Origin of the sequence: Streptomyces sp. NPDC038707, from assembly GCF_040636485.1 — a bacterium.
In the GTDB taxonomy this organism is placed as follows: domain Bacteria; phylum Actinomycetota; class Actinomycetes; order Streptomycetales; family Streptomycetaceae; genus Streptomyces.
In genome coordinates this window covers 402,112-423,830 of record NZ_JBEZUP010000004.1, presented here as the reverse complement: position 1 = coordinate 423,830, position 21,719 = coordinate 402,112, and the positions used below count along the sequence as shown (strand labels likewise).

General features: G+C 74.7%; 18 protein-coding genes. 6 read left to right on the top strand and 12 right to left on the bottom strand.

Annotated elements, in window-relative coordinates; all coding sequences use genetic code 11:
* The 7 genes from AB0E62_RS08840 to AB0E62_RS08810 form a co-directional block, all read right to left on the bottom strand.
* A partial coding sequence (locus tag AB0E62_RS08840; protein WP_362190157.1) for an adenosylhomocysteinase occupies positions 1–122 on the bottom strand: 122 nt, incomplete at its 3' end.
* A 735-nt stretch (positions 123–857) separates the two neighbouring features.
* On the bottom strand, positions 858–1,838 hold the full coding sequence (locus AB0E62_RS08835) for a cation diffusion facilitator family transporter (protein ID WP_362190107.1): 981 nt from the start codon (positions 1,836–1,838) through the stop codon (positions 858–860).
* A 168-nt stretch (positions 1,839–2,006) separates the two neighbouring features.
* A complete protein-coding gene (gene manA, locus AB0E62_RS08830; protein WP_362190105.1) occupies positions 2,007–3,158 on the bottom strand; it encodes a mannose-6-phosphate isomerase, class I in 1,152 nt (383 codons plus the stop codon).
* 136 nt (positions 3,159–3,294) lie between these two features.
* Positions 3,295–4,422 carry an SIS domain-containing protein gene (locus AB0E62_RS08825; protein WP_362190103.1) on the bottom strand — a complete coding sequence of 376 codons (1,128 nt, stop codon included), beginning with the start codon at positions 4,420–4,422 and terminating at the stop codon, positions 3,295–3,297.
* Between the two features lie 115 nt (positions 4,423–4,537).
* On the bottom strand, positions 4,538–4,708 hold the full coding sequence (locus AB0E62_RS08820; RefSeq protein WP_181798431.1) for a Trm112 family protein: 171 nt from the start codon (positions 4,706–4,708) through the stop codon (positions 4,538–4,540).
* Between the two features lie 72 nt (positions 4,709–4,780).
* A complete protein-coding gene (locus AB0E62_RS08815) occupies positions 4,781–6,145 on the bottom strand; it encodes a phosphomannomutase/phosphoglucomutase (RefSeq protein ID WP_362190101.1) in 1,365 nt (454 codons plus the stop codon).
* Between the two features lie 103 nt (positions 6,146–6,248).
* Positions 6,249–6,674 (bottom strand): DUF3499 domain-containing protein, encoded by a 426-nt coding sequence (locus AB0E62_RS08810; protein WP_189991901.1) that lies wholly within the window; start codon positions 6,672–6,674, stop codon positions 6,249–6,251.
* Positions 6,675–7,024: 350 nt separating this feature from the next.
* Between AB0E62_RS08810 and AB0E62_RS08805 the strand changes: the two genes are divergently transcribed.
* Entirely contained in the window at positions 7,025–7,411 is a 387-nt protein-coding gene (locus AB0E62_RS08805) for a metallopeptidase family protein (RefSeq protein WP_362190099.1), read from the top strand.
* A gap of 58 nt (positions 7,412–7,469) precedes the next feature.
* On the opposite strand, the gene AB0E62_RS08800 is transcribed toward AB0E62_RS08805, so the two are convergent.
* From AB0E62_RS08800 to AB0E62_RS08790, 3 genes are all read right to left on the bottom strand, one after another.
* The gene (locus AB0E62_RS08800; RefSeq protein WP_362190097.1) at positions 7,470–8,942 is read right to left on the bottom strand and encodes a DUF5719 family protein; all 1,473 of its coding nucleotides are present in this window, start codon (positions 8,940–8,942) and stop codon (positions 7,470–7,472) included.
* On the bottom strand, positions 8,939–12,610 hold the full coding sequence (locus AB0E62_RS08795) for a glycosyltransferase (protein WP_362190095.1): 3,672 nt from the start codon (positions 12,608–12,610) through the stop codon (positions 8,939–8,941). The genes AB0E62_RS08800 and AB0E62_RS08795 overlap by 4 nt, the downstream gene beginning before the upstream one ends.
* A gap of 180 nt (positions 12,611–12,790) precedes the next feature.
* Positions 12,791–13,054 carry a WhiB family transcriptional regulator gene (locus tag AB0E62_RS08790; protein WP_003975777.1) on the bottom strand — a complete coding sequence of 88 codons (264 nt, stop codon included), beginning with the start codon at positions 13,052–13,054 and terminating at the stop codon, positions 12,791–12,793.
* A 691-nt stretch (positions 13,055–13,745) separates the two neighbouring features.
* On the opposite strand from AB0E62_RS08790, the gene AB0E62_RS08785 reads away from it, so the two are divergent.
* The 4 genes from AB0E62_RS08785 (at position 13,746) to AB0E62_RS08770 (ending at position 17,652) form a co-directional block, all read left to right on the top strand.
* Complete coding sequence (locus AB0E62_RS08785) at positions 13,746–14,240, top strand: cysteine dioxygenase family protein (protein WP_362190093.1); 495 nt, start codon at positions 13,746–13,748, stop codon at positions 14,238–14,240.
* 34 nt (positions 14,241–14,274) lie between these two features.
* Complete coding sequence (gene cofD / locus AB0E62_RS08780; protein ID WP_362190091.1) at positions 14,275–15,234, top strand: 2-phospho-L-lactate transferase; 960 nt, start codon at positions 14,275–14,277, stop codon at positions 15,232–15,234.
* On the top strand, positions 15,231–16,571 hold the full coding sequence (locus AB0E62_RS08775; RefSeq protein ID WP_362190089.1) for a coenzyme F420-0:L-glutamate ligase: 1,341 nt from the start codon (positions 15,231–15,233) through the stop codon (positions 16,569–16,571). The genes cofD and AB0E62_RS08775 overlap by 4 nt, the downstream gene beginning before the upstream one ends.
* Before the next feature lie 67 nt (positions 16,572–16,638).
* Positions 16,639–17,652 (top strand): DNA-3-methyladenine glycosylase 2 family protein, encoded by a 1,014-nt coding sequence (locus AB0E62_RS08770; RefSeq protein ID WP_362190087.1) that lies wholly within the window; start codon positions 16,639–16,641, stop codon positions 17,650–17,652.
* 403 nt (positions 17,653–18,055) lie between these two features.
* Here AB0E62_RS08770 and AB0E62_RS08765 read toward each other — a convergent pair whose 3' ends face one another.
* Together AB0E62_RS08765 and AB0E62_RS08760 are read right to left on the bottom strand one after the other, a co-directional pair.
* Complete coding sequence (locus tag AB0E62_RS08765; protein ID WP_362190085.1) at positions 18,056–19,138, bottom strand: NDP-sugar synthase; 1,083 nt, start codon at positions 19,136–19,138, stop codon at positions 18,056–18,058.
* Positions 19,139–19,281: 143 nt separating this feature from the next.
* Complete coding sequence (locus tag AB0E62_RS08760) at positions 19,282–20,691, bottom strand: peptidoglycan recognition protein (protein WP_362190084.1); 1,410 nt, start codon at positions 20,689–20,691, stop codon at positions 19,282–19,284.
* Positions 20,692–20,802: 111 nt separating this feature from the next.
* Here AB0E62_RS08760 and AB0E62_RS08755 point away from each other — a divergent pair, with 111 nt between their 5' ends.
* Positions 20,803–21,558, top strand: a complete 756-nt coding sequence (locus AB0E62_RS08755) for a TIGR03089 family protein (protein WP_362190082.1) — start codon at positions 20,803–20,805, stop codon at positions 21,556–21,558.
* Positions 21,559–21,719: the final 161 nt, after the last annotated feature.

Sequence of the window (21,719 nt, the reverse complement as noted above, 5' to 3'; positions counted from 1 at the left end):
TCCTTACGGATCGCCATCAGACCGGGCATCTCATGCTCGGCGAGAGTGATCTCCTTGCGACCGAACTCGGCCAGCGAAAGATCGGCGACCTTGAAGTCCTGTCGGTTCTCGACAGTCGTCATTACGAGCTGCTCCTCGGGGTTGGGTCGAGGTGGGTACGGCTGGTCTGCGCGGCGGCGGACACAGGGGTGCCCGGGAAGAGGCACAGGCATGCCCACGTACGCGCAGCGCAGTCCGTCGGAGGCCCTCTCTCCCTCGGTCGGCCCGTACGGGGCCGCCCGACCGCCATCAGCAGCGACGTCTGGCTCCGTCCCAAGCTACACCGGAGGACCCTGTCGTCCCCAGTCCGCCTTCGGATTCCTCGCGTCTTCCTCAGGTCGTCCTCGAGGGGTTCCGGTGGGGTGGTGGGGGTGCGTTCGGCGGCGCGGAAACCGCGGGGGCGGCGCGCAGGGCCGGAGTGACCTGGGGTTACGCGTCGTCGAGGGCGGGGCGGGGTGAGGTGGTCGCGATGGCGGGAGGAGCCGCCCGGGTTGCCGGCAGTGTGACCGGGGTCGCCGGTGCGGCGGAGCCGGTGGCGACCGCACCGCGGCGTGAGGAGCAGAGGAGCGAAGGAGCCCCGGGCTCGGTGGGAGACGACTTTCGCGCGGTCGGCGGAGGGGCTCGGACCGGGATCGCTGGGCGGTACGAAGGCCGCTGATCTTCATGAACGCCGTACCGGAGGCCGGACGGGTGGCCGGTGCTCGGCGAGGCGGGTGAGGCGACGCGCGCGGGGTGCCCTGGCCCGTGCTCGCTGCGGTGCGGACATGCGTACGGCGGCCGTCGTACCCGGCGGGGTGCGGCGGCCGCCGTCCTCGGGCTCAGTGGCCGGCGGCGTGCGGGTTCGGGCCGCCGGGGGTGGCGCTCGGGTCCGGGCCTTTGGCGGCCTCGGCCTCGCTGTAGATGTCCGGTTCGAGGTAGATGACGCGGGCTATGGGGACGGCGGCGCGGATGCGGGCCTCGGCGGCGTCGATGGCGGTCGCGATCTCGGTGGCCGTGTCGTCGTGCTGGACGGCGATCTTCGCGGCGATCAGCAGTTCCTCGGGGCCGAGGTGCAGCGTGCGCATGTGGATGATGCGGGTGACTGTGTCGCCGTCGACGATCGCGGCCTCGATCTTCTTGACGTCCTCGACGCCCGCGGCCTCGCCGAGCAGCAGCGACTTGGTCTCGGCGGCCAGGACCAGGGCGATCAGGACGAGCAGGATGCCGATGCACAGGGTGCCGATGCCGTCCCAGACGCCGTCGCCGGTGAGCAGGGACAGGCCGACGCCGCCGAGGGCGAGGACCAGACCGATGAGCGCGCCGAAGTCCTCCAGCAGGACGACGGGCAGCTCGGGTGCCTTGGCGCGGCGGATGAACTCCTTCCAGGAGAGCTTGCCGCGCAGTTCGTTGGACTCCTTGATGGCCGTGCGGAAGGAGAAGCCCTCGGCGAGGATCGCGAAGACGAGGACCCCGACCGGCCAGTACCAGTGCTCCAGGTCGTGCGGGTGGCGGATCTTCTCGTAGCCCTCGTAGACGGCGAACATGCCGCCGATGGAGAACAGCACGATCGAGACCAGGAAGGCGTAGATGAACCGCTCGCGGCCGTAGCCGAAGGGGTGCTGGGGGGTGGCTTGGCGTTGTGCCTTCTTGCCGCCGACGAGCAGCAGGAACTGGTTGCCGGAGTCGGCGAGCGAGTGCACGCCCTCGGCGAGCATCGAGGAGGAGCCGCTGAACGCGAACGCCACGAACTTCGATGCCGCGATCGCCAGATTGGCGCCGAGTGCCGCCACGATCGCCTTGCTACCGCCTGACGCGCTCATGTGTCCGCGTTGTCCCTTCGCCTGTGTCCGCCTCGTACGTACGTCCGGACGGGTGCCCGGCTTTGCCCGGCCTTTGCCGGTGGGTCATTCTTGCAGCCCTGCCGGACACCGGCGCGTCAGGTATCCACAGCCCCGGTCATATGATCGACCGCTTGTCCACAGCCCTGGTCAGACCACCACGGTGGCGCGGAAGATGGTGCCCGCGCCGGAGATCTCCGCCTTCTCGCCGGCCGGGACGAAGACCGACTGCCCGGGGCCCAGCTCGTGTTCGCCCGCCCGGACGGTGCCGGCCGTGCAGAGCAGGATCTGCGGGGTGTCGCGGGTGAGGTCGCGGGCGGTGCCGTCCTCGGGCAGGACGTAGCGGGAGAGCCGGAACTCGTCGGTGGGCGTCTCGTAGACCTCTTCGCCCTCCGGGGAGGCCTCCGGGCGCAGCACGCCCGGGTCGCTCGGTTCGAAGCGGACGATCCGCAGCAGTTCGGGGACATCGATGTGCTTGGGGGTGAGACCGCAGCGCAGGACGTTGTCGGAGTTGGCCATGATCTCCACGCCGAGACCGTTGAGGTAGGCGTGCGGGATGCCGGCGCCGAGGTACAGGGCCTCGCCCGGTTGCAGCCGGACGTGGTTGAGGAGCATGGCCGCGATCACGCCGGGGTCGCCCGGGTAGTGGTGGGCGATGTCGGCGTAGGGGGCGTAGGCACCGCCGAGGCGGACGCAGGCGGCGGTGGCCTCGGCGACCGTGTGGGCCATCTCCCGCGGGTCGGCGGTGAGGACGGCGGTGAGGACCTCGCGCAGGGCCGCGTCCTCGGGGCGGGCGCGCAGCAGGTCGGCGTACGGCTTGAGGGAGCCGACGCCGAGCCCGTCGAGCAGACCGGCCGCCTGGAGGGGGGCACGGAAGCCGCACAGGCCGTCGAACTCGGTGAGCGCGCAGATCAGTTCGGGCTTGTGGTTGGCGTCCTTGTAGTTGCGGTGCGGCGCGTCGACGGGGACGCCGCGCCGCTCCTCGTCGGCGTACCCGGCCCTGGCCTGCTCCAGGTCCGGGTGGACCTGGAGGGACAGGGGCGCGCCGGCGGCGAGGAGCTTGAGCAGGAACGGCAGCCGGGGGCCGAACCGGGCGACCGCGCGGGCGCCCAGTTCGCGCTCCGGGCCGGCCTCGATGACCTCGACGAGAGTGCCGCGCGGGGTGCGCGAGGGGGCGCCCGGGTGGGCTCCCATCCACATCTCGGCCTGGGGTTCGCCGGTCGGCTCGACGCCCAGGAGCTGCGGGATGGCGGTGGGGGAACCCCAGGCGTAGGGGCGGATGGTGTTGTCGAGGCGGTCCATGTGTCTTCTCTGTCTCCGTACGTGCGCTGCTCGGCCGGCGCTGTCGCTTCCGCTCCCGGCGCCGACGGGACTGCCCGGGCCGCCGACGGGAGTGCTGGGACCGGCGGCGGGCGCGGACGGTGGGCCAGGGGTCAGATCAGGCTCCCGAAGCGAGCGCCAGGTAAACGGCGGCGAAATCCGTGACGGCGATCAGTTCCGCGAGGGTCTCGAGTTCGCCGCCCTCCTCGGGTTCGAGTTCGCTGATCGGCGTGTCGTGACTGAGGGCCACGTCGCGGGCGGCCGGGGCGGCGGTGAGGCCGCCGATCGGGCGGTCGCGCAGCAGCACCACGCGGGCGCGCAGCGCGGGCGGCTCCTCGACGCGGTCCCGGAAGAAGTCCTCCGGGTCGGCGCTGGCGGCGAGCGGCCCGGCCAGCAGGGCGCTGTGCGCGGCGAGCGCCTCGGGCAGCTCGGCGACCAGGGCCGGGCGGCCGGCGAGTTCGGCGAGGGCGGCGGCGAACCGGCGGCCCGCCGGACCGGCCGAGGTGCCCTCCGTCCACACCACGGGCAGCGCGTCGGCCAGCTCGGCGGCGAGGGTCTTGGCCGGGTTGCTGTAGGTCGCGATGGCGGGGCCGCAGCGCTCCGCGATGTGGTCGAGGCGGTCGGCGACCTTCTCCAGGGCCTCCCGCGGGGCGTCGAGCAGGCCGACCCGGTCCAGGAGCGCCAGCAGCGGGGTCAGCAGCGCCCAGAGCACCCCGGGGGAGGACGCGGCGAGCGGTTCCTCCTGGTCGTAGGGTGCCGTCGCCATCGGCAGGAACAGGCCGTGCGCCCCGGCGACCGCCTCGGCGAGCGGGGTGCCGGGCGGGGCCACGCCGACGACGGAGCAGCCGCGGCGGTAGGCCTGCTCGGCGAGGAGGGACAGGCTCGGTTCGGTGCCGTCCGGGGTGGCGATCAGCAGCAGGTCCACGGAGCCGGCCCAGCCCGGCAGTTCCCAGCGCAGGGCACCCGCGGCCGGGGCGACGCCGGCCGGGGCGAGCCGCACGACGGGGCTGCCCGGGCCGGCCAGCGTGCCGAGGAGGTCGGCGGTGTGGGTGGCGGCGGCGCCGGGGCCGGCGATCAGGACCGCGCGGGGGCGGCCGTCGGGCTGGAGACCGCCGACGCCTGCCTCGGCGGTGTTCCGGGCGGCGGTGCGGACGCGGGCGCCGGCTTCCGCCGCCCCGCGCAGCAGACCTCGGTGGTCGGCCTGGGCGAGGCCCTCCGGGGTGTCGAGCAGCGTTTCGTCCAGCATGGGCGGCAGCCTCCGGTCGCCGGGGATCCTGTGGTGCTACGGGCTGACGGGCCTGGTCACGCGGGATGTGGGGACCGGACGGCGCCGGTCCTCCCGCCCGCGGTGACGGGACGGGTCAGGCGGGGCGGCGGGCCTCGTCGACCAGCAGCACCGGGATGCCGTCGCGCACCGGGTAGGCGAGGCCGCAGTCCGGGCCGGTGCAGATCAGCTCGGTGTCCTGCTCCTTCAGGGGGGCGTGGCAGGCCGGGCAGGCGAGGATCTCCAGGAGGCCGGCTTCGAGCGCCATGGGGTGTCCCTTCGGGGGGCGGATGGTGTCTGTGGACATGCCCGGTCAGCGTACCGCCGTTGGCCGGGCCGCTCAGCCCCTGATGATCGCCAGGGCCTCGTCGCGGATCTTGGCCATCGTCGCCTCGTCCTTCGCCTCGGCGTTCAGCCGGAGCAGCGGTTCGGTGTTGGACGGGCGGACGTTGAACCACCAGTCGGCGGCGGCCACCGTGAGGCCGTCGAGGTCGTCGAGGGTGACGTCGGCGCGGCCCTCGTAGGCGGCGCGGATCGCGGCGAGGCGGGCGGTCTGGTCGGCGACCGTGGAGTTGATCTCGCCGGAGCCGCGGTAGCGGTCGTACTGCGCGACCAGGGCGGACAGCGGGCCGTCCTGGCCGCCGAGCGCGGCGAGGACGTGCAGGGCGGCCAGCATGCCGGTGTCGGCGTTCCAGAAGTCCTTGAAGTAGTAGTGCGCCGAGTGCTCGCCGCCGAAGATGGCGCCGGTGCGGGCCATCTCGGCCTTGATGAAGGAGTGGCCGACCCGGGTGCGGACCGGGGTGCCGCCGTGCTGCCGCACAACCTCGGGGACCGTGCGGGAGGTGATCAGGTTGTGGATGACCGTGCCCTTGCCGCCGTTGCGGGCCAGCTCGCGGGCGGCGACCAGCGCGGTGATCGCGGACGGGGAGACGGGGTCGCCGTTCTCGTCGACGACGAAGCAGCGGTCGGCGTCGCCGTCGAAGGCGATGCCGAGGTCGGCGCCCTCCGCCGGGACCCGCTTCTGCAGGTCCACGAGGTTGGCCGGGTCGAGCGGGTTGGCCTCGTGGTTCGGGAAGGTGCCGTCCAGCTCGAAGTACATCGGGACGAGGGTGAGCGGCAGGCCGGCGAAGACCGAGGGGACCGTGTGGCCGCCCATGCCGTTGCCGGCGTCGACCACGACCTTCAGGGGGCGGATCGCGGACAGGTCGACCAGGGAGCGCAGGTGCGCCGCGTAGTCCTCCAGCGTCTCGCTCGTGGAGAGGGTGCCCCGCCGGGCCGCGGGTGCCGGGGCGCCCTCGGCGAGCCAGCGTCCGGCCAGGTCCCGGATCTCGGTGAGGCCGGTGTCCTGGCCCACGGGTGCGGCGCCCGCGCGGCACATCTTGATGCCGTTGTACCGGGCCGGGTTGTGGGAGGCCGTGAACATCGCGCCCGGGAGGCCGAGCGCGCCCGAGGCGTAGTACAGCTGGTCGGTGGAGCACAGGCCGATCTCCACGACGTCCACGCCGCGGTCGGCCGCGCCGAGTGCGAAGGCGCGGGAGAGGCCGGGGGACGAGGGGCGCATGTCGTGGCCGACGACGATGGCGGCCGCCGCCGTCACGTCCGCGAAGGCGGCGCCGAAGAGTCTGGCCAGGGCCTCGTCCCACTGGTCCGGGACCACTCCGCGTACGTCGTACGCCTTCACGATCTGTGACAGATCAGCAGTCACGGCCATCCTCCTGAAAGTGCTGTGGATGCCCAAAACTACCCGTCGGGCGGTGGGGGAAGGGGTGCGGACACCGGGGGAGGTCCGGGAACGTGGCCCGGCGGGGTCAGTTGTCCGGGGAGCGCAGGACCCTGAGGTGGCCGCGGCGGGCGACCTCCATGGGGTCCGCGGCACGGGCTCCGCCGCCGCCGGCCTCGGCCGCGCGTTCCTGGGGGCGGGCCGCCTCGCGCACGGCGTTGGCCAGTGCTTCCAGGTCGTCTCCGCTGGGCCGCGCGGGCGCGGAGCCGTCGAGGAGCCGTACGACCTCCCAGCCGCGCGGGGCGGTGAGGCGCTCGGAGTGTTCGGCGCACAGGTCGTAGCAGTGGGGTTCGGCGTAGGTGGCGAGCGGGCCGAGGACCGCGGTCGAGTCGGCGTAGACGTACGTCAGCGTCGCGACGGCGGGTCGGCCGCAGGCGGTGCGCGAACAGCGACGTACAGGGCTCACGATGTTGGACGGTACCGCACTCTTGAGCGGGCCGCGACGACTCTCCACCAGGTCACTCCCCCGTGTCGGGCTGTGAAACGCCCCACACACCCTTTCGGGGGGACCCTGCTGACCTGCGTGGACGGGATGAGGGCGGAGGCCGGCCGGGAGCGGCCCCGGTCAGGAGTCGCCACAAACACCGTCAATTGCCTTGAGTCCGGTGGTCTTGGAAAGTTACGGAAACGAGCCGGACGTTGGCTGGAATGGTCATCCTGCGACAGGGGAGGCGGGGGCCGGTTGCCGCGTGGAGCCGGACGGGCGGAGGGCACGGGGACTACGCTTCACCGGTGATGGACAACCGTGTACCGCCCCGTGCCAGCGGCCCCGGGCCCCGTCGCCGTGATCGTCACGGGCGGGGCATGCGGGGGCCGATCGCGCCGCCGCAGGTGCCGTTGGCCGCCAGCCGCGCCGACGTGTTCGCGGACCTGGTGCAGGACTCCGTGGACCGTCTCGAGCGGCGGTGGCCGCAACTGGCCGACATCGATTTCCTGGTGCTGGAGGTGCCCCGGCTGGACGGGCGGGGCGACGGACCGGTGTGGGAGGACGAGGCCGTGCCGCTCGGCGGGGTCGTGCCGGCGCGGGACGGGCGGCGGGCGCGGGTGGTCGTGTACCGGCGGCCGGTGGAGATCCGGACCAAGGGGCGGGACGAGCGGGCCGCGCTGGTGCACGAGGTGGTCGTGGAGCAGGTGGCGGAGTTGCTGGGGCTGACGCCGGAGACGGTGGATCCCCGGTACGGGGAGGACTAGACGGTACGGAGGCGCCCGGTGCCCGTCCGTGCCGTCCCCGCCGCTTCCGGGGCCGCCGCTACTTCTGCACTATCGAGAGGTCTTCCTCCGTCTGCGGCACCGAGACCAGGCCGTGGTCGGTGGGCAGGGTCTGGACGGTGAAGGCGGTGCCGGCGCCGGTGAGGGTGCGGGAGGCGTGGACGGGGCCGCCGGAGACGGGTTCGACGGTGAGGGCGTAGGTGCCCTTCAGGCCCGTAGGAACGGGGGCGTCGACGTCCTGTGTGGTGCCGGACTTGATCGTGTACGTCTTGGTCGCCGGGGTGCCGCCCTCGCTGCCCGCCGAGGCGGTGACCTTGACCGTGGCCGTGCCCCCGGGCGCCGTCAGGGCGAGCGTCGTGTCCTTGGCGCCGTTGCCGGCCGCGGTCGCGCGCGTGCCGACGGCGGCGGTGGCCGGGATGAACGCCGTCTCCCGCTTGTCGCCCTTGCCCCGCTCCACCTGGAGGGCCGCGACGACGGGGACCGCCTGGTCGGCCGGGGTGAGGACCAGCGAGCCGGGCTCGCCGCGGGTGACGTCGCCGAGGCCGACCGACGCCGTCATGCCGGCCTTGACGTGGACGGTCTCGTTCCCGGCCGGGGTGATCAGGCCGTCGGGCGAGGCCAGGCGGATCTTCAGGTCGGCGTCGTCGTCGCCGGGGGTGAAGGCGATCAGCCGGACGTCGGTGGCGTCCTTCGGGATGCCGGGAAGGACCAGGCTGCCGGCCGGTTCGGCGGCGGGGGCCAGCCAGTCGCCGCCCGCCTTGTCGTCGAGGGCCTGCACGGCCGCGCCGACCCGGCCGCCGCGCACGCTGACGTGCACGGTCAGGCCGGCCTGCCGTTCCTCGGTGAGCGTGGGGAGCAGGATCGCGTCGCTCGTCCCCGGGTCGACGGTGAGGTTCTCGCCCAGCGGGGCCTTGATCGCGCCGTCCTTGCCGTACAGCTCGATGTCGACGACGGCGGCGGAGTCGTCGGGGTTGGTCAGGTGGACGTAGTCGGTGCGGCCGGCGGCCGTGCTCGCGCCCGGGAACCAGAAGTCGGTGTCCGCGCCGGCGCAGGCAACGCCGAGGAGGCCGCGGCCGGTGCCGGCGGAGACCTCGGTGGTCTCCTGGACGGTCCAGCCGGGCGCGAGGGAGCCGTCCGCGGTGCCGACGAGGGCGGGCGCGTCCCCGCCGGAGGTGTCGCCGGTGGCCGGGGAGCCGGGCGCCTTCGGCGTGAGCACCGGTTTCCCGGCCTTCTTGCCCTTGCCTCCCCCGGCGTCCTGGACGCCGGCCGCCTGGAGCCGGGCCCCGCCGCCGCTCGCGGCGCCCTTGGTGACGGGGGTGAACGAGGTGTACGTCGTCTCGGCGAGGTCGGAGCCGCTGGGTGCCGGGCACACCAGGCTGGTGCGCTCGACGGGCAGCCGGGCGGCGGCCCTCGGGACGGCGCCGGACGCGGGCGGCGGGGCGGCCGCGGCGAAGGCGGTGACGGCGGCCAGCGCGGCCGTGCCGGCGAACAGGGACAGGGTGGTGCGGTTCACTGCTGGCTCCCGTCGGAACGCTGGCTGCCGGTGCCGTGGGGGTGCTGGGCCGGGTCGTAGCCCTGCGGGGCGGGGTCGTACGCCGGGTCGTAGCCCTGGTGCCGGTAGGCGGTCGGGTCGTACGCCGGCTGGTCGTCGGTGCCGCCGTAGCCGTACGGGTCGTAGGGGGCCGTCGGGTAGGGGTCGGGGTGCTGGTACGGCTGCTGGTACGGCTGCTCGTCGTAACCGGTCGCCGTCGGGTACGGGTCCGTGCCGTAACCGGTGTGTCCGGTGCTCGCGTAGGCGGCCGGGTCGTACTCCTCGTACGGCTGCTGCTGGGGGACGGCGGCCGGGGGCGGTGGGGTGGCCGCCCGGTCCTCGGCGGGCGGTTCCCCGGCCTGTTCCCCGGCCTGTTCCTCGGCCTGGGCGCGCAGGCGGCGGGCACGGCGGCCCTCGCCGGCGGCGGCCTGGGCGGGCACCGGCTGCTCCTCGGGCAGGTCGTCGTCGACGTCGCGGCGGCGGCCGGGCAGGGCGAGGACGACCAGGACGACGGCGAGCAGGCCCTGCGCCCAGAGCCAGGCGGTGTGGGCGAGCGGGGTGTCGTAGGTGACGTCGAGCCGGCCGCCCTGGGCGGGGAGCCGGAAGCCCTGGGCCCAGCCGTCGACCGTGGTGCGGGTGAGCGGTTTGCCGTCGAGGGTGGCCGTCCAGCCGTCGGCGGCGCCGTCTGCCAGGCGCAGGACGCGGCCGTCGGAGCCGGCGGGGATCGTGGTGTGGACCTCCACCGGCCCGGCGGTGACCGGCCGGGGGGCGCCGGAGCCGCCGGCGGGCACGATGGCCGCGCGGGAGACCTCCTGGTCGACGCGCCACAGGGCGCCGCCGCTCTGCTGGCTGAGCCGGGTCAGGCCGGGGGTGGCGTCCAGGACACGGGTGATCTCGCGGGGGGCGCCCTTGTGCAGGAGGACGTAGCGCACGGCGAAGCCGCCGAGTTCGGCGGCCTGGTCGGCGCCGGAGCCGGCCACCAGGTGGGCGACGGTCTGGTCCAGGCGGCTGTGGGTGCCGTCGGCGGCGGTGAGTTCGGCGTCTCCCAGGCGGGCGCCGGAGCCGCGGACCAGGCTGTAGCGCACGCGCGCGGTGGAGTCGCTGTCGAGGATCAGGGTGCGGGCCCGGGCGCCGCCGGTGGAGTCCTCGGCGACGAACGCGGGCACCTGGGCCGGGTCGCGGCGCTCCAGCGGGCCGTCGGCGCCGCGGATCATCCAGCCCGCGGCGACCAGCAGCGGGCCGGCGGCCGAGGCGAAGGCGATCAGGGCGGCGACGGGCTGGCGCCAGCCGAAGCTCTGCTCGGCCACGCGGGCGCGTGCGCCGTCGGCGCCGAGGGCGGCGGCGGTCAGCAGGGCGATGCCGTAGACGAGGGTGGCCGGTCCGGCCCACGCGGATCTGTTGGACAGGACCGCGAAGACGAGCCCGGTCAGGGCGACGGCCCAGGCGGTGCGGATGCCGAGCTGCCGTTCGGAGCGCAGCAGGGCGGCGAGGGCGGCCAGCACGATGCCGATGAGCATCAGGCCGTTCACGGTGCCCGGGCCGCCGGGGGCGGCGCCGAGCAGGTCGGGCGCGGAGGCGGCCGAGGGGCCGTAGTCCAGGCCGGCCTCCTGGAAGAAGCCGGTCGGGAGCAGGGTCAGCGACCAGGGGGCGAGGACCAGCAGCGGGGTGCCGAGCTGGGCGAGGAAGCGCGGGCCGTAGCCGAGGAGGTCGCGGCGGCGCAGCACCAGGACGGCGAGGCCGAGCAGCAGCGCGAGGGGCCAGACGATCGGCGTGAAGGCGGTGGCGATGGTCAGCAGCAGCGCGTACGCCCAGGTGGCGCGCCAGCTGCCGCGGGTGCCGGCGCGGCCCGCCAGGCCGCTCGCGGCGATGCCCGCGCGCGCGATGAGCGGCAGCAGCACGGCGAGGACGGCGGTGCCGACGCGTCCGCCGGCCAGGGCGCCGGTGGTGGCGGGCAGGAAGGCGTAGGCGATGGCGGCCCAGGCGCGCAGCAGCCGGGAGGCGACCAGCGGCCGGGAGGCGAGGTAGGCGGTGCAGCCGGCGAGCGGCACCGAGCCGATCAGCAGGACGGTGACGGCGAGGTTGGTCGAGCCGAACAGGAGCGAGGCGAGGCCGGCGACCAGGGCCAGGTAGGGCGGTGCGGCCGGGGTGCCGCCGGTGCCCGTGGGGTGCCAGGCGTCCAGGTAGCGCGACCACAGGTCGGTGGCGCCGGCCGGGGCGGGCAGCAGGGCGCCGCCGGCCAGGGCGCCGCCGCCGAGCAGGGCGCGGCAGGCCGCGAGGGAGACGAGCAGCAGGGCGAGGAAGAGGACGGGGGCGGGTCTGCGGGCGATCCGCTTGAGCCGGGCGAACTGCTCGACCTCCAGGAAGTCGGCGTCGTCGCCGCCGGGCCCGGACTCCACGGCGCCGCCGTGCCGGCCGGCCGGGGAGGTGTCGGTGTCGGAGCCGCCGGTGAGGTTGCCGGCGATCTGTTCGACGGTGGCCCGGACGGTGGCGCCGGGCGGCGGGAACAGGCGGCGCAGTTCGGCCTTGTCGATGCGGGAGGGGCCGCGGCGGCGCCGGGCGGCGATGATCCGCTCGGGCCGCAGCAGGGTGCTCAGCAGGCCGCGGATCTCGTCGAGGGCCTGGCCGGGCACCTTGCCGACGAGGTAGGCGAGGGTGCGCAGGACGGTGCCGAGGACGAGCCGCAGCAGGACCCAGGGCAGCGCGGCCGTACGGGCGTTGACGAGCAGGGTGTAGACGGCGCCGGCCTTGTCGACCTTGTGCGGGGAGGCGGTGGTGCGGCCGGCGCAGTCGACGGCGCGGCGCTCGCGGGAGGCGGCCTCGGCGTGCCGGACGACGGCGTCGGGGGCGATCAGGACGCGGTGGCCGGCGGCGTGGGCGCGCCAGCACAGGTCGACGTCGTCGCGCATGAGGGGCAGCAGGCGGTCGAAGCCGCCGAGCTGTTCGAAGACGTCGCGGCGGACGAGCATGCCGGCGGTGGACACGGACAGCACGGTGCGCACGTGGTCGTGCTGGCCCTGGTCCTGTTCGCGGCGGTCCAGACCGGTCCAGCGGCGGCCGGAGTTGGCGATGGAGACGCCGACCTCCAGCAGTTGGCGGCGGTCGTACCAGCCGCGCAGCTTGGGACCGACGATCGCGACGTCGTCGCGGCCGAGTTCGAGTTCGTTGTCGACGACCCGGAGCAGCTGGGCGAGGGCGTCGGGTTCGGGGGCGCAGTCGTCGTGCAGCAGCCACATCCACTGGACGGGCTCGCCGTGCGGCAGTTCGGGCAGGTCGTAGGCGTCGTCGCGCCAGGTGCGGGTGACCGGGTCCCAGCCGCTGGGGCGCCTGAGGTACGGCAGGTCCTCGGGGGTGAGGACGGGCGCGGTGCGGCTCGCCTCCTCCACGGCCTGGCCGAAGCCGGTGCGGCGGGCGAGGTGCAGGACGTTGGCCTCGCCGAGGGCGTCGGTGAGCAACTGGGCGGAGTGGTCCGCGCTGCCGGTGTCGGCGGCCACCGCGTGCTGGACGGGACGCTCCTGGCCGAGCAGCCCGGCGAGCGCGTCGGGCAGCCAGCGGGCGCCGTCGTGGGAGACGAGGACCGCGGTCACCACGTGGCGCGGGAACTCAGGGGAGGCAGCACCTGGTTGGGCTGCCGCATGGCTGTGCACGGACATCGAGGTACGGGCCCCGGTTCGATGGACTGCGGTGGACGCCCGTGTCTTCTCGCGGATCGAGGGGACGGCGGGCGTCTCGGACGAGCGTCCACACTATCGGCTGGGCATGACGACGGCCCGCCGCCTGTGGACAACCCACGGCCGACGGGCCGTTCGTACCCTTCGTGGTCGCGCGTATGGTCACACGGCGGCCTTCTTGAGCCGGCGGCGTTCGCGTTCGGACAGGCCGCCCCAGATGCCGAAGCGCTCGTCGTTGGCGAGGGCGTATTCGAGGCACTCGGAGCGGACCTCGCAGGCGAGGCAGACCTTCTTGGCCTCTCTGGTGGAGCCGCCCTTCTCGGGGAAGAAGGACTCGGGGTCGGTCTGGGCGCAGAGTGCGCGCTCCTGCCAGCCGAGTTCCTCGTCCGCGTCGTCGACCAGCAGTTGCTGCACCAGCTCGGTCATGTGCGCCCCTCGTCTGTCTTCGCGTCCCCGTGCGTGGCCGTTACCGATTTCGGCTGAACGACACGAGTGAAATTACAAGTGTGCGGCTCCGGGCGAGTCAAGCCGGGATCTGCTATTGGGCCCGTTATTCACTCTGCGGAACCAAGGCCATGCGGAAAGTGTTCAAATCGGCATAAACCTTGACACGCAGAAAGGCCCACGGAGGCGGCCGGACCCCGTACAGATCCCCTGTACGGAGAAGGACGTCTCCGTGTTCGATCCCGTTCCGCGAGGCTCGCGCGCTCGGATGTGCCCCATGTGTCCCGCGACCCCGATGAGCAAACCTTTCGCCTGCGAAATAAACCGGATGAGGTGAAACATGTCCCACATACCGGGCGTCGAGTTGACACTCTGCGTGTGAACCGCTGTCCTAGTGGGCATGCTCGCGAACTTGGCGCCCGCCTCGACCCGCACCGCCGGGTCCCTCGGTGCCGCCCGCGCGCGCTGTAGCTGTTGCTGCTGTCCCAGCTGTTGAGCCAAGACCGCTCCGGCTGTTCCCGAGCCCATCCCGGCCCGGTCGCGTTCCGCCTCTCCTGATCCCCCTCATCCGGGGCATCCCGCCCGCCCGTGACCCGGGCAGGCCGTACGCGTCACCCCAGCTCCGCTTCCCAGCACCGGCCCCACTCTTCCGCCCGAGGACCACCGCACCCCCATGAACAGCGACAACGACCTCCAGATCGCCGGCGACATCCTCGAAGTCCCGCACCTGCTCCAGCCGCCGCGCGAACACCCGGTCACCGTGGCCGAGTTCGTGGGGCTCGCCCGCTTGATCGCCGCCGACCGGGCGCAGTGGGCGGACCTGGTCCGTTTCGACGCCACCACCCGCTGGTACCACCGGCTGCGCACCGGCCCCGGCTACGAGGTGTGGCTGCTGTCCTGGCTGCCCGGACAGGGCAGCGGACGGCACGACCACGGGCCCTCCTCCGGGGTGCTCACCGTCCTGGAGGGCACGCTCACGGAGCACACGGCGCGCGGCACGCGCGCGCTCGGGGCGGGCGCGCAGCGGGTGTTCGCGCCGGGGTACGTCCACGAGGTCGTCAACGACGCGCTGGAGCCGGCGGTCAGCCTGCACGTCTATCACCCGGGGCTGACCGAGATGCCCATGCACACGTCCCCCCACTGCGAGGCGCGTGCGGTGACTGCCTGACGCGTTGTCGTATCCGCCTGCAAGACTTGCCCCCATGCGCATTGTGGTTCTGGCAGGCGGCATCGGCGGTGCCCGTTTCCTGCGTGGTCTGAAGCGGGCCGCGCCGGACGCGGACATCACGGTCATCGGCAACACCGGCGACGACATCCATCTCTTCGGTCTGAAGGTCTGCCCGGACCTGGACACGGTGATGTACACGCTGGGCGGCGGCATCAACGAGGAACAGGGCTGGGGGCGGTCCGACGAGAGCTTCCACGTCAAGGAGGAACTGGCGGCCTACGGCGTCGGGCCGGAGTGGTTCGGCCTCGGCGACCGGGACTTCGCCACCCACATCGTGCGGACCCAGATGCTGGGGGCCGGCTATCCGCTCAGCGCGGTCACCGAGGCGCTGTGCGACCGCTGGCAGCCGGGCGTGAGGCTGATCCCGATGACCGACGACCGCGTGGAGACGCACGTGGCCGTCGAGCTGGACGGCGAGCGCAAGGCGGTCCACTTCCAGGAGTACTGGGTGAAGCTGCGCGCCTCCGTCCCCGCCCGGGCCATCGTCCCGGTCGGCGCCGAGCAGGCCAAGCCGGCCCCCGGCGTCCTGGAGGCCATCGCCCAGGCGGACGTGATCCTCTTCCCGCCGTCCAACCCGGTGGTGTCCATCGGCACGATCCTGGCCGTGCCCGGGATCCGCGAGGCCATCGCGGACGCGGGCGTGCCCGTGGTCGGCCTCTCGCCGATCGTCGGGGACGCGCCCGTGCGCGGGATGGCCGACAAGGTGCTCGCCGCGGTCGGCGTGGAGTCCACGGCCGCCGCGGTCGCCGAGCACTACGGCTCCGGGCTGCTGGACGGCTGGCTGGTCGACTCCGTGGACGCGGGCGCGGTCGAGCGGGTCGAGGCGGACGGCATCCGCTGCCGGGCCGTGCCGCTGATGATGACCGACGTGGAGGCCGCCGCGCGGATGGCGCGCGAGGCGCTGGCGCTGGCCGAGGAGGTGCGGGGAGCGTGAGCGCGACGGCGTCCGCCGCGGCGGACGAGCGGCCGGAGTTCCGGGTCTGGGCCCTGTCCGGCATCCCCGAGGTGCGGCCGGGCGACGACATCGCCAAGCTGATCGCCTCGGCGGAGCCCGGCCTGGCCGACGGGGACGTGGTGATCGTCACCTCCAAGATCGTCTCCAAGGCGGAGGGCCGGCTGATGCGGGCCGACGACCGGGAGGCGGCGATCGACGCCGAGACGGTGCGGGTGGTGGCCCGGCGCGGCACGCTGCGCATCGTGGAGAACCGGCAGGGCCTGGTGATGGCCGCCGCCGGGGTCGACGCCTCCAACACCCCGGCCGGAACGGTGCTGTTGCTGCCCGAGGACCCGGACGCCTCCGCGCGCGCCATCCGGGCGGGCCTGCGCGAGACCCTCGGCGTCAACGTCGGGGTTGTCGTCACCGACACGTTCGGGCGACCTTGGCGCTCGGGGCTCACGGACGTGGCCATCGGCGCCGCCGGAGTGCGCGTGCTGGACGATCTGCGCGGGGGCACGGACGCGTACGGCAATCCGCTGAGCGCCACCGTCGTCGCCACGGCGGACGAGCTGGCCGCCGCCGGCGACCTGGTCAAGGGCAAGGCGGCGGGCCGTCCGGTGGCCGTCGTCCGCGGGCTGCCCCACGTCCTGGACCCCGGGGCCGCCGACGGCGCGGACGAGGGCGCGCGGGCGCTGGTGCGCCGGGCGCGGGACGACATGTTCCGGCTCGGCACCTCGGAGGCGGTCCGGGAGGCGGTCACCCAGCGCCGGACCGTGCGGGCGTTCGCCGAGGCCCCCGTGGACCCGGGCGCCGTCCGGCGCGCGGTGGCCGCGGCGCTCACCGCGCCCGCCCCGCACCACACCACGCCGTGGCGGTTCGTGCTGCTGGAGTCGGAGGAGTCGCGGGTGCGGCTGCTCGACGCGATGCGGGACGCCTGGATCGCCGACCTGCGCCGGGACGGCAGGAGCGAGGAGTCCGTCGCGAAGCGGATCCGGCGCGGTGACGTCCTGCGCCAGGCGCCGTACCTGATCGTGCCCTGCCTCGTCATGGACGGCGCGCACACCTACGGGGACGCCCGGCGGGACGGCGCCGAGCGGGAGATGTTCGTGGTCGCGATGGGCGCGGGCGTGCAGAACCTGCTGGTGGCGCTGGCCGGGGAGCGGCTGGGCTCGGCGTGGGTGTCGTCCACGATGTTCTGCCGGGACGTGGTCCGCGAGGTGCTCGCGCTGCCGGCGGACTGGGACCCGATGGGCGCGGTGGCGGTCGGCCGGCCGGCCGAGGACCCCCGGCCGCGGCCGGAGCGGGACACGGGGGCGTTCGTGGAGGTGCGCTGAGCGCCTACCCTCGTAGAGCGGAACCGGTACTTCCGGAACCTTCCGGCCAGCCCCCTAGGACTCCCCCGTGGCAGGACGCTTCCCCCAGCGGCCCACGCGTACGACCGTGCGCGGCGGGCAGGCCGGTGTGCCCGCGGCGGCCGGGATACCCCGGCAGACCGCGCCCGCGCGGACCCGGCGGTGGGTGCCGGACGGGCCGCTGGACCTGGGGCTGACCCTCGGGCCGCTGCGGCGGGGACCCGCCGACCCGACCTTCCGGGCCACCGCGGACGGGTCCGTGTGGCGGACCGGCCGGACGCCCGCCGGACCGGGCACGGTGCGCGTGCGCGCCCGCGGCGGTGAGGTGGTCGGCGAGGCGTGGGGGCCGGGGGCGGAGTGGCTGCTGGAGCAGTTGCCCCGGCTGCTCGGCGCCGACGACGATCCCGGGGCGTTCGTGCCCCGGCACCGGGTGGTGGCAGTGGCCCGGCACCGGCGGCCGGGGCTCCGGCTGACCCGGACCGGGCTGGTGCTGGAGTCGTTGATCCCCTCGGTGCTGGAGCAGAAGGTCACGACCGACGAGGCGTACCGGGCGTGGCGCCTGCTGGTACGGCGGTTCGGGGAGCCGGCGCCGGGGCCCGCGGGGGCGGGCGAACGGCCGATGTACGTCATGCCGGCGGCCCGGACCTGGGCGCTGATCCCCTCCTGGGAGTGGCACCGGGCGGGGGTGGACGACAAGCGGGCGGCCACGATCCTGCGGGCCGTACGGGTCGCCGCGCGGCTGGAGCAGGCGGCGGGGATGCCGGCGGCCGAGGCCCGGGCGCGGCTGGAGGTCGTGCCGGGGGTGGGGCCGTGGACATCGGCGGAAGTGGTGCAGCGCAGTCACGGGGCGGCGGACGAGGTGACCGTCGGGGACCTCCACCTGCCCCGGATCGTGGGGTGGGCGCTGGCGGGTGACCGGGACGCCGACGACGCGGAGATGCTGCGCCTGCTCGAGCCGTACGCCGGGCAGCGGCACCGGGCGGCCCGGTTGATCCTGCTGAGCGGCCACGTACCGGCCAGACGCAAGCCGAAGATGCCGTGGGTGGACATCGGGGTGCTGTGAGGTGCGGGGCGGCCGGGCCGGGGCTGGGGCATGCCGAGCGGCACCGACGAGGTGAGCGGTACTGCCCGGGGCGGGGACGGGGATCACTCGACGGCGCGGGCAAGGCGGGTGGCGCGGCCGGGAGGGTGGGGCGCTCAGCGGCGCCGGCCGGGTGCCGCTGCGGCACGGCTGTCCGCGGCTGTGACGAACGACGAAGCCGGTGGGCCGGCACCGGGCAGTGTTTCGCAGCCGACGCTGCCGGAGTTGCCCAAAGGGGCGCGGGGAACTGCGCGAGCGGCCACCGACGGGCCGCGGGCGGCGTCGGTCGGCAAGGGTCCTCCCCTTCCCCGTGTCGGAGCCTGGGGGCGTACCCCCGACGGGCGGTGCGCACAGCAGGCGGTACCCGCACCGGTCCCGCGCCGCGCTACTGGTCGGAGGAGAAGCGGACCGCACCCGGTGGGATGCGGGCGTCGCACCACACCCGCACGCCCTCGCGGAGTTCGTTGTCGGCGCCCACGACCGCGCCGTCGCCGACGACCGTGCCGGTGAGGACGGAGCGTTCGCCGACCCGGGCGCGGGCGCCGATGAGGGAGTCGGTGACGACGGCACCGGGCTCGATGACGGCGCCGGGAAGGATGGTGGAGCCGAAGACCCGCGCCCCCTCGGCCACGAACGCGCCCTCGCCCACCACCGTGCCGCCGGTCACCTTGGCGTCCGGCGCCACCGTGGCCGTGGGCAGGACGAGGCGGTCGCCGCGGCGGCCGGGAACCGCCGGGGAGGGCGCGCGGCCGAGGACCAGGTCGGCCGAGCCGCGCACGAAGGCCGCCGGGGTGCCGAGGTCCAGCCAGTACGTGGAGTCGACCATGCCCTGGAGATGGGCGCCGGCCGCCAGCAGGTCCGGGAAGGTCTCGCGTTCGACCGAGACCGGCCGGCCCGCCGGGATCGTGTCGATGACCGAACGCCGGAAGACGTACGCGCCCGCGTTGATCTGGTCGGTGACGATCTCCTCGGGGGTCTGCGGCTTCTCCAGGAACGCCAGGACGCGCCCGGTGGCGTCCGTGGGCACCAGCCCGTAGGCGCGCGGGTCCGCCACCTTCGTCAGGTGCAGCGAGACGTCCGCGCCCGTCGTCTCGTGGGTGTCCACCAGGGCCCTGATGTCCAGGCCCGTCAGGATGTCGCCGTTGAAGACCAGTACCGGGTCGTCGGGGCCGGAGCGCAGCCGCCCGGCGACGTTGCGGATCGCGCCGCCCGTGCCGAGGGGCTCCTCCTCCGTGACGTACTCGATGTGCAGGCCGAGCGTGGAGCCGTCGCCGAAGTACGGCTCGAAGACCTCGGCCAGATAGCTGGTCGCGAGGACGATGTGCTCCACGCCCGCCGCCCGCGCCCGTGCCAGCTGGTGGGTGAGGAACGGCACCCCGGCGGCCGGGACCATCGGCTTGGGCGTGTACACCGTGAGCGGTCGCAGCCGGGTGCCCTTGCCGCCGACCAGAAGGATCGCTTCCGTCACCTGTCGTCTCTGCTTCCTGCCGGGTCCGGCCGCACTGCTCGTCTGTTTCGGCCGGTCAGTGTATGCAGATCCGGCGGCAGGGCCTTCGCCGGCCGCGCGGTGTGCGTCCGGATCGGCGCGCGCTTTCCCCCGTACGCCGGGTCTCAGCGCCCCTGCAGGCGCGCCGCGCTGGTGCGGACGGTGCCGAGTCTGGCGTAGAGCCGCTTTCCGGGGCACTCGGTGGCGTACCCGTCGCGATGGCCGGAGAGCACGTTCAGCCGGACCTTCTTTCCCTTGGGGTAGAGGTTGCCGCCGCCCGACGTGAGCGTGGTCCTCGCCCGGGGGTCGGCCCCGTGGAGCCCGAGCTTCCACGCGGCGAGCCGGGCCACGGCCGTCACCGCGGCGCCGGGCGGCTGGGTCGTGCCGTGGCTGCCGATCACGGCGACGCCCATGGTGTCGGTGTTGAACCCGAGGGTGTGCGCCCCGAGCACCGCCTTGGCCACGCCCCCGGCCCGGCCCTCGTAGAGGGTCCCGCACTTGTCGACGAGGAAGTTGTAGCCGATGTCCCGCCAGCCCATGCTCTTGACGTGGTAGCGGTAGATGCCGCGGATGACGGCCGGGGCCTGGGCGCAGGTGTACTTGTTGCCGGAGGCCGTGTGGTGCAGGAAGGCCGCCTTGATCTTCTTCGTGTAGATGAACCCGCGTCCGCGCAGTGACTCGTCGGCGCCCCAGCCCCGGCGCGTGACGATCTTCGGGCGGGGACCGATGTGCGGCTTGCCCCGCGAGGGGCCCTGAAGCCTCGTCAGTTCCTTCTCGGTGGCCGGGCCGTCGAGTTCCGGGATCCCGGCGGTGCCGAAGACGGCGATGTCCGCGTTGGCGCCCGAGGCGGCGAGCGCGGCCTCCGTGGGCGGCACGGTGGGCGAAGGGCCGCCCGCGGCCGGCGCCCGCCCCACCGCGCCCGTCTCCCCCGCGGCCTCGCCGGGGTCGACCAGTTCCAGGCGCAGCCCGGACGGCAGCGCCCTGCGCGTGTTCCCGGCGCCGCTGCCGCCGTCCGCGTCCTCGGCCCGCACCCGTACGTCCACGCCGTCCGAGACGCCCACCCACAGCGGCGCGGTCGCCCCGCGCACCCGGGGGGCGGAACGTTCCGCCGTGCCGGGGTCGGCGCCATGGCCGGCGGTGTGCGCCTCGACGTCCTGCCAGCCGGTCCACTTCCCCGTCGCGGCGGACCGGGTACGCACCCGCACCCGGCCGCGCAGTTCGGCACCGGGGTCGTCCCACACCACGCCGAGCAGCGCGAAGCGGGACAGGCCGGTGCGGCGCAGCCCCTGCTCCGGGGCCGCGCCGGGAGCGCCGTCCCGGGGCAGCGGGACGAGCGGCAGCGAGCGGGTGCTTCCCGGAACCGCGCCCCCGGACACCGCGCCGCCGGAGACGGAGCCGGAGACGGCGCCGGAGGCGGGCGAGGCCGGGACGAGGGCGAGGACGGCGGCGCAGGCGGCGCCGAGCGAGCGGACGGCGAGCGGGGAGATACCGGAAGGTGAGGTGAGGAATCCACGCATGCTCATGATCTTTGACATAGGCGTACAAATCTGTCCATAGGTCAGCTGACGGTCCGTCGGGTGGCGATCCGCCGAACCGGTGGCCCGTTCCCGCCGTGCGCGGATCCGCCCGCGCGTACCCTGTCCCGCGTGAACGCCACCGAACGCACCCCCGCCGACCTGCTGACTTCCGCGCTCGCCGCGGACCCCGGCCGTCCGCTGGTGACCTTCTACGACGACGCCACCGGCGAACGCGTCGAACTGTCCGTGGCCACCCTCGCCAACTGGGTGGCCAAGACCGCCAATCTCCTCCAGGGCGATCTGGCCGCCGGCCCCGGCGACCGCGTCGCGCTGCTGCTGCCCGCGCACTGGCAGACGGCGGTGTGGCTGCTGGCCTGTTCCTCGGTGGGCGCGGTCGCGGACGTCGCCGGGGACCCGGCGGCGGCCGATGTCGTGGTGAGCGGTCCCGAGTCGCTGGAGGCCGCGCGGGCCTGCCGGGGCGAGCGGGTGGCACTGGCGCTGCGGCCCCTGGGCGGGCGGTTCCCGCAGCCGCCGGAGGGGTTCCTCGACTACGCCGTGGAAGTGCCGGGACAGAGCGACCGGTTCCTCCCGTTCGCGCCGGTGGATCCGGAGGAGCCGGCGCTCGTCGTCGCCGGGCGGGAGTTCAGCGGGGCGGAGGTGGTCGAGCGCGCCTCGGCCCAGGCGTCCTCGCTGGAGCTGACCGGGCCCGGTTCCCGGCTGCTGTCCGGGCTGCCGTACGACACCTGGGAGGGGCTGAGCGCGGGGCTGTTCTCACCCCTGGCCGTCGGCGGGTCCGTGGTGCTGTGCCGGCACCTGGACCGGCTGGACGAGGAATCCCTCGCCAAGCGCGTCGAGAGCGAGCGGGTGACCGCGGTACGCCGCTGACGGACCCGGGGCGGGCGCGGCGCGCGGCCCGGGCAGCGCGCGGCGCGGACCGGCCGCCAGGACCACCGCCAGGGCACCTCCGCCCGGCCGGTGGGCAGGCCCGCCCGGCCGGTGGGCAGGCCCGCCGCGGCGCGCGGCCGTGCTCGCAGGCCGCTCCCGCC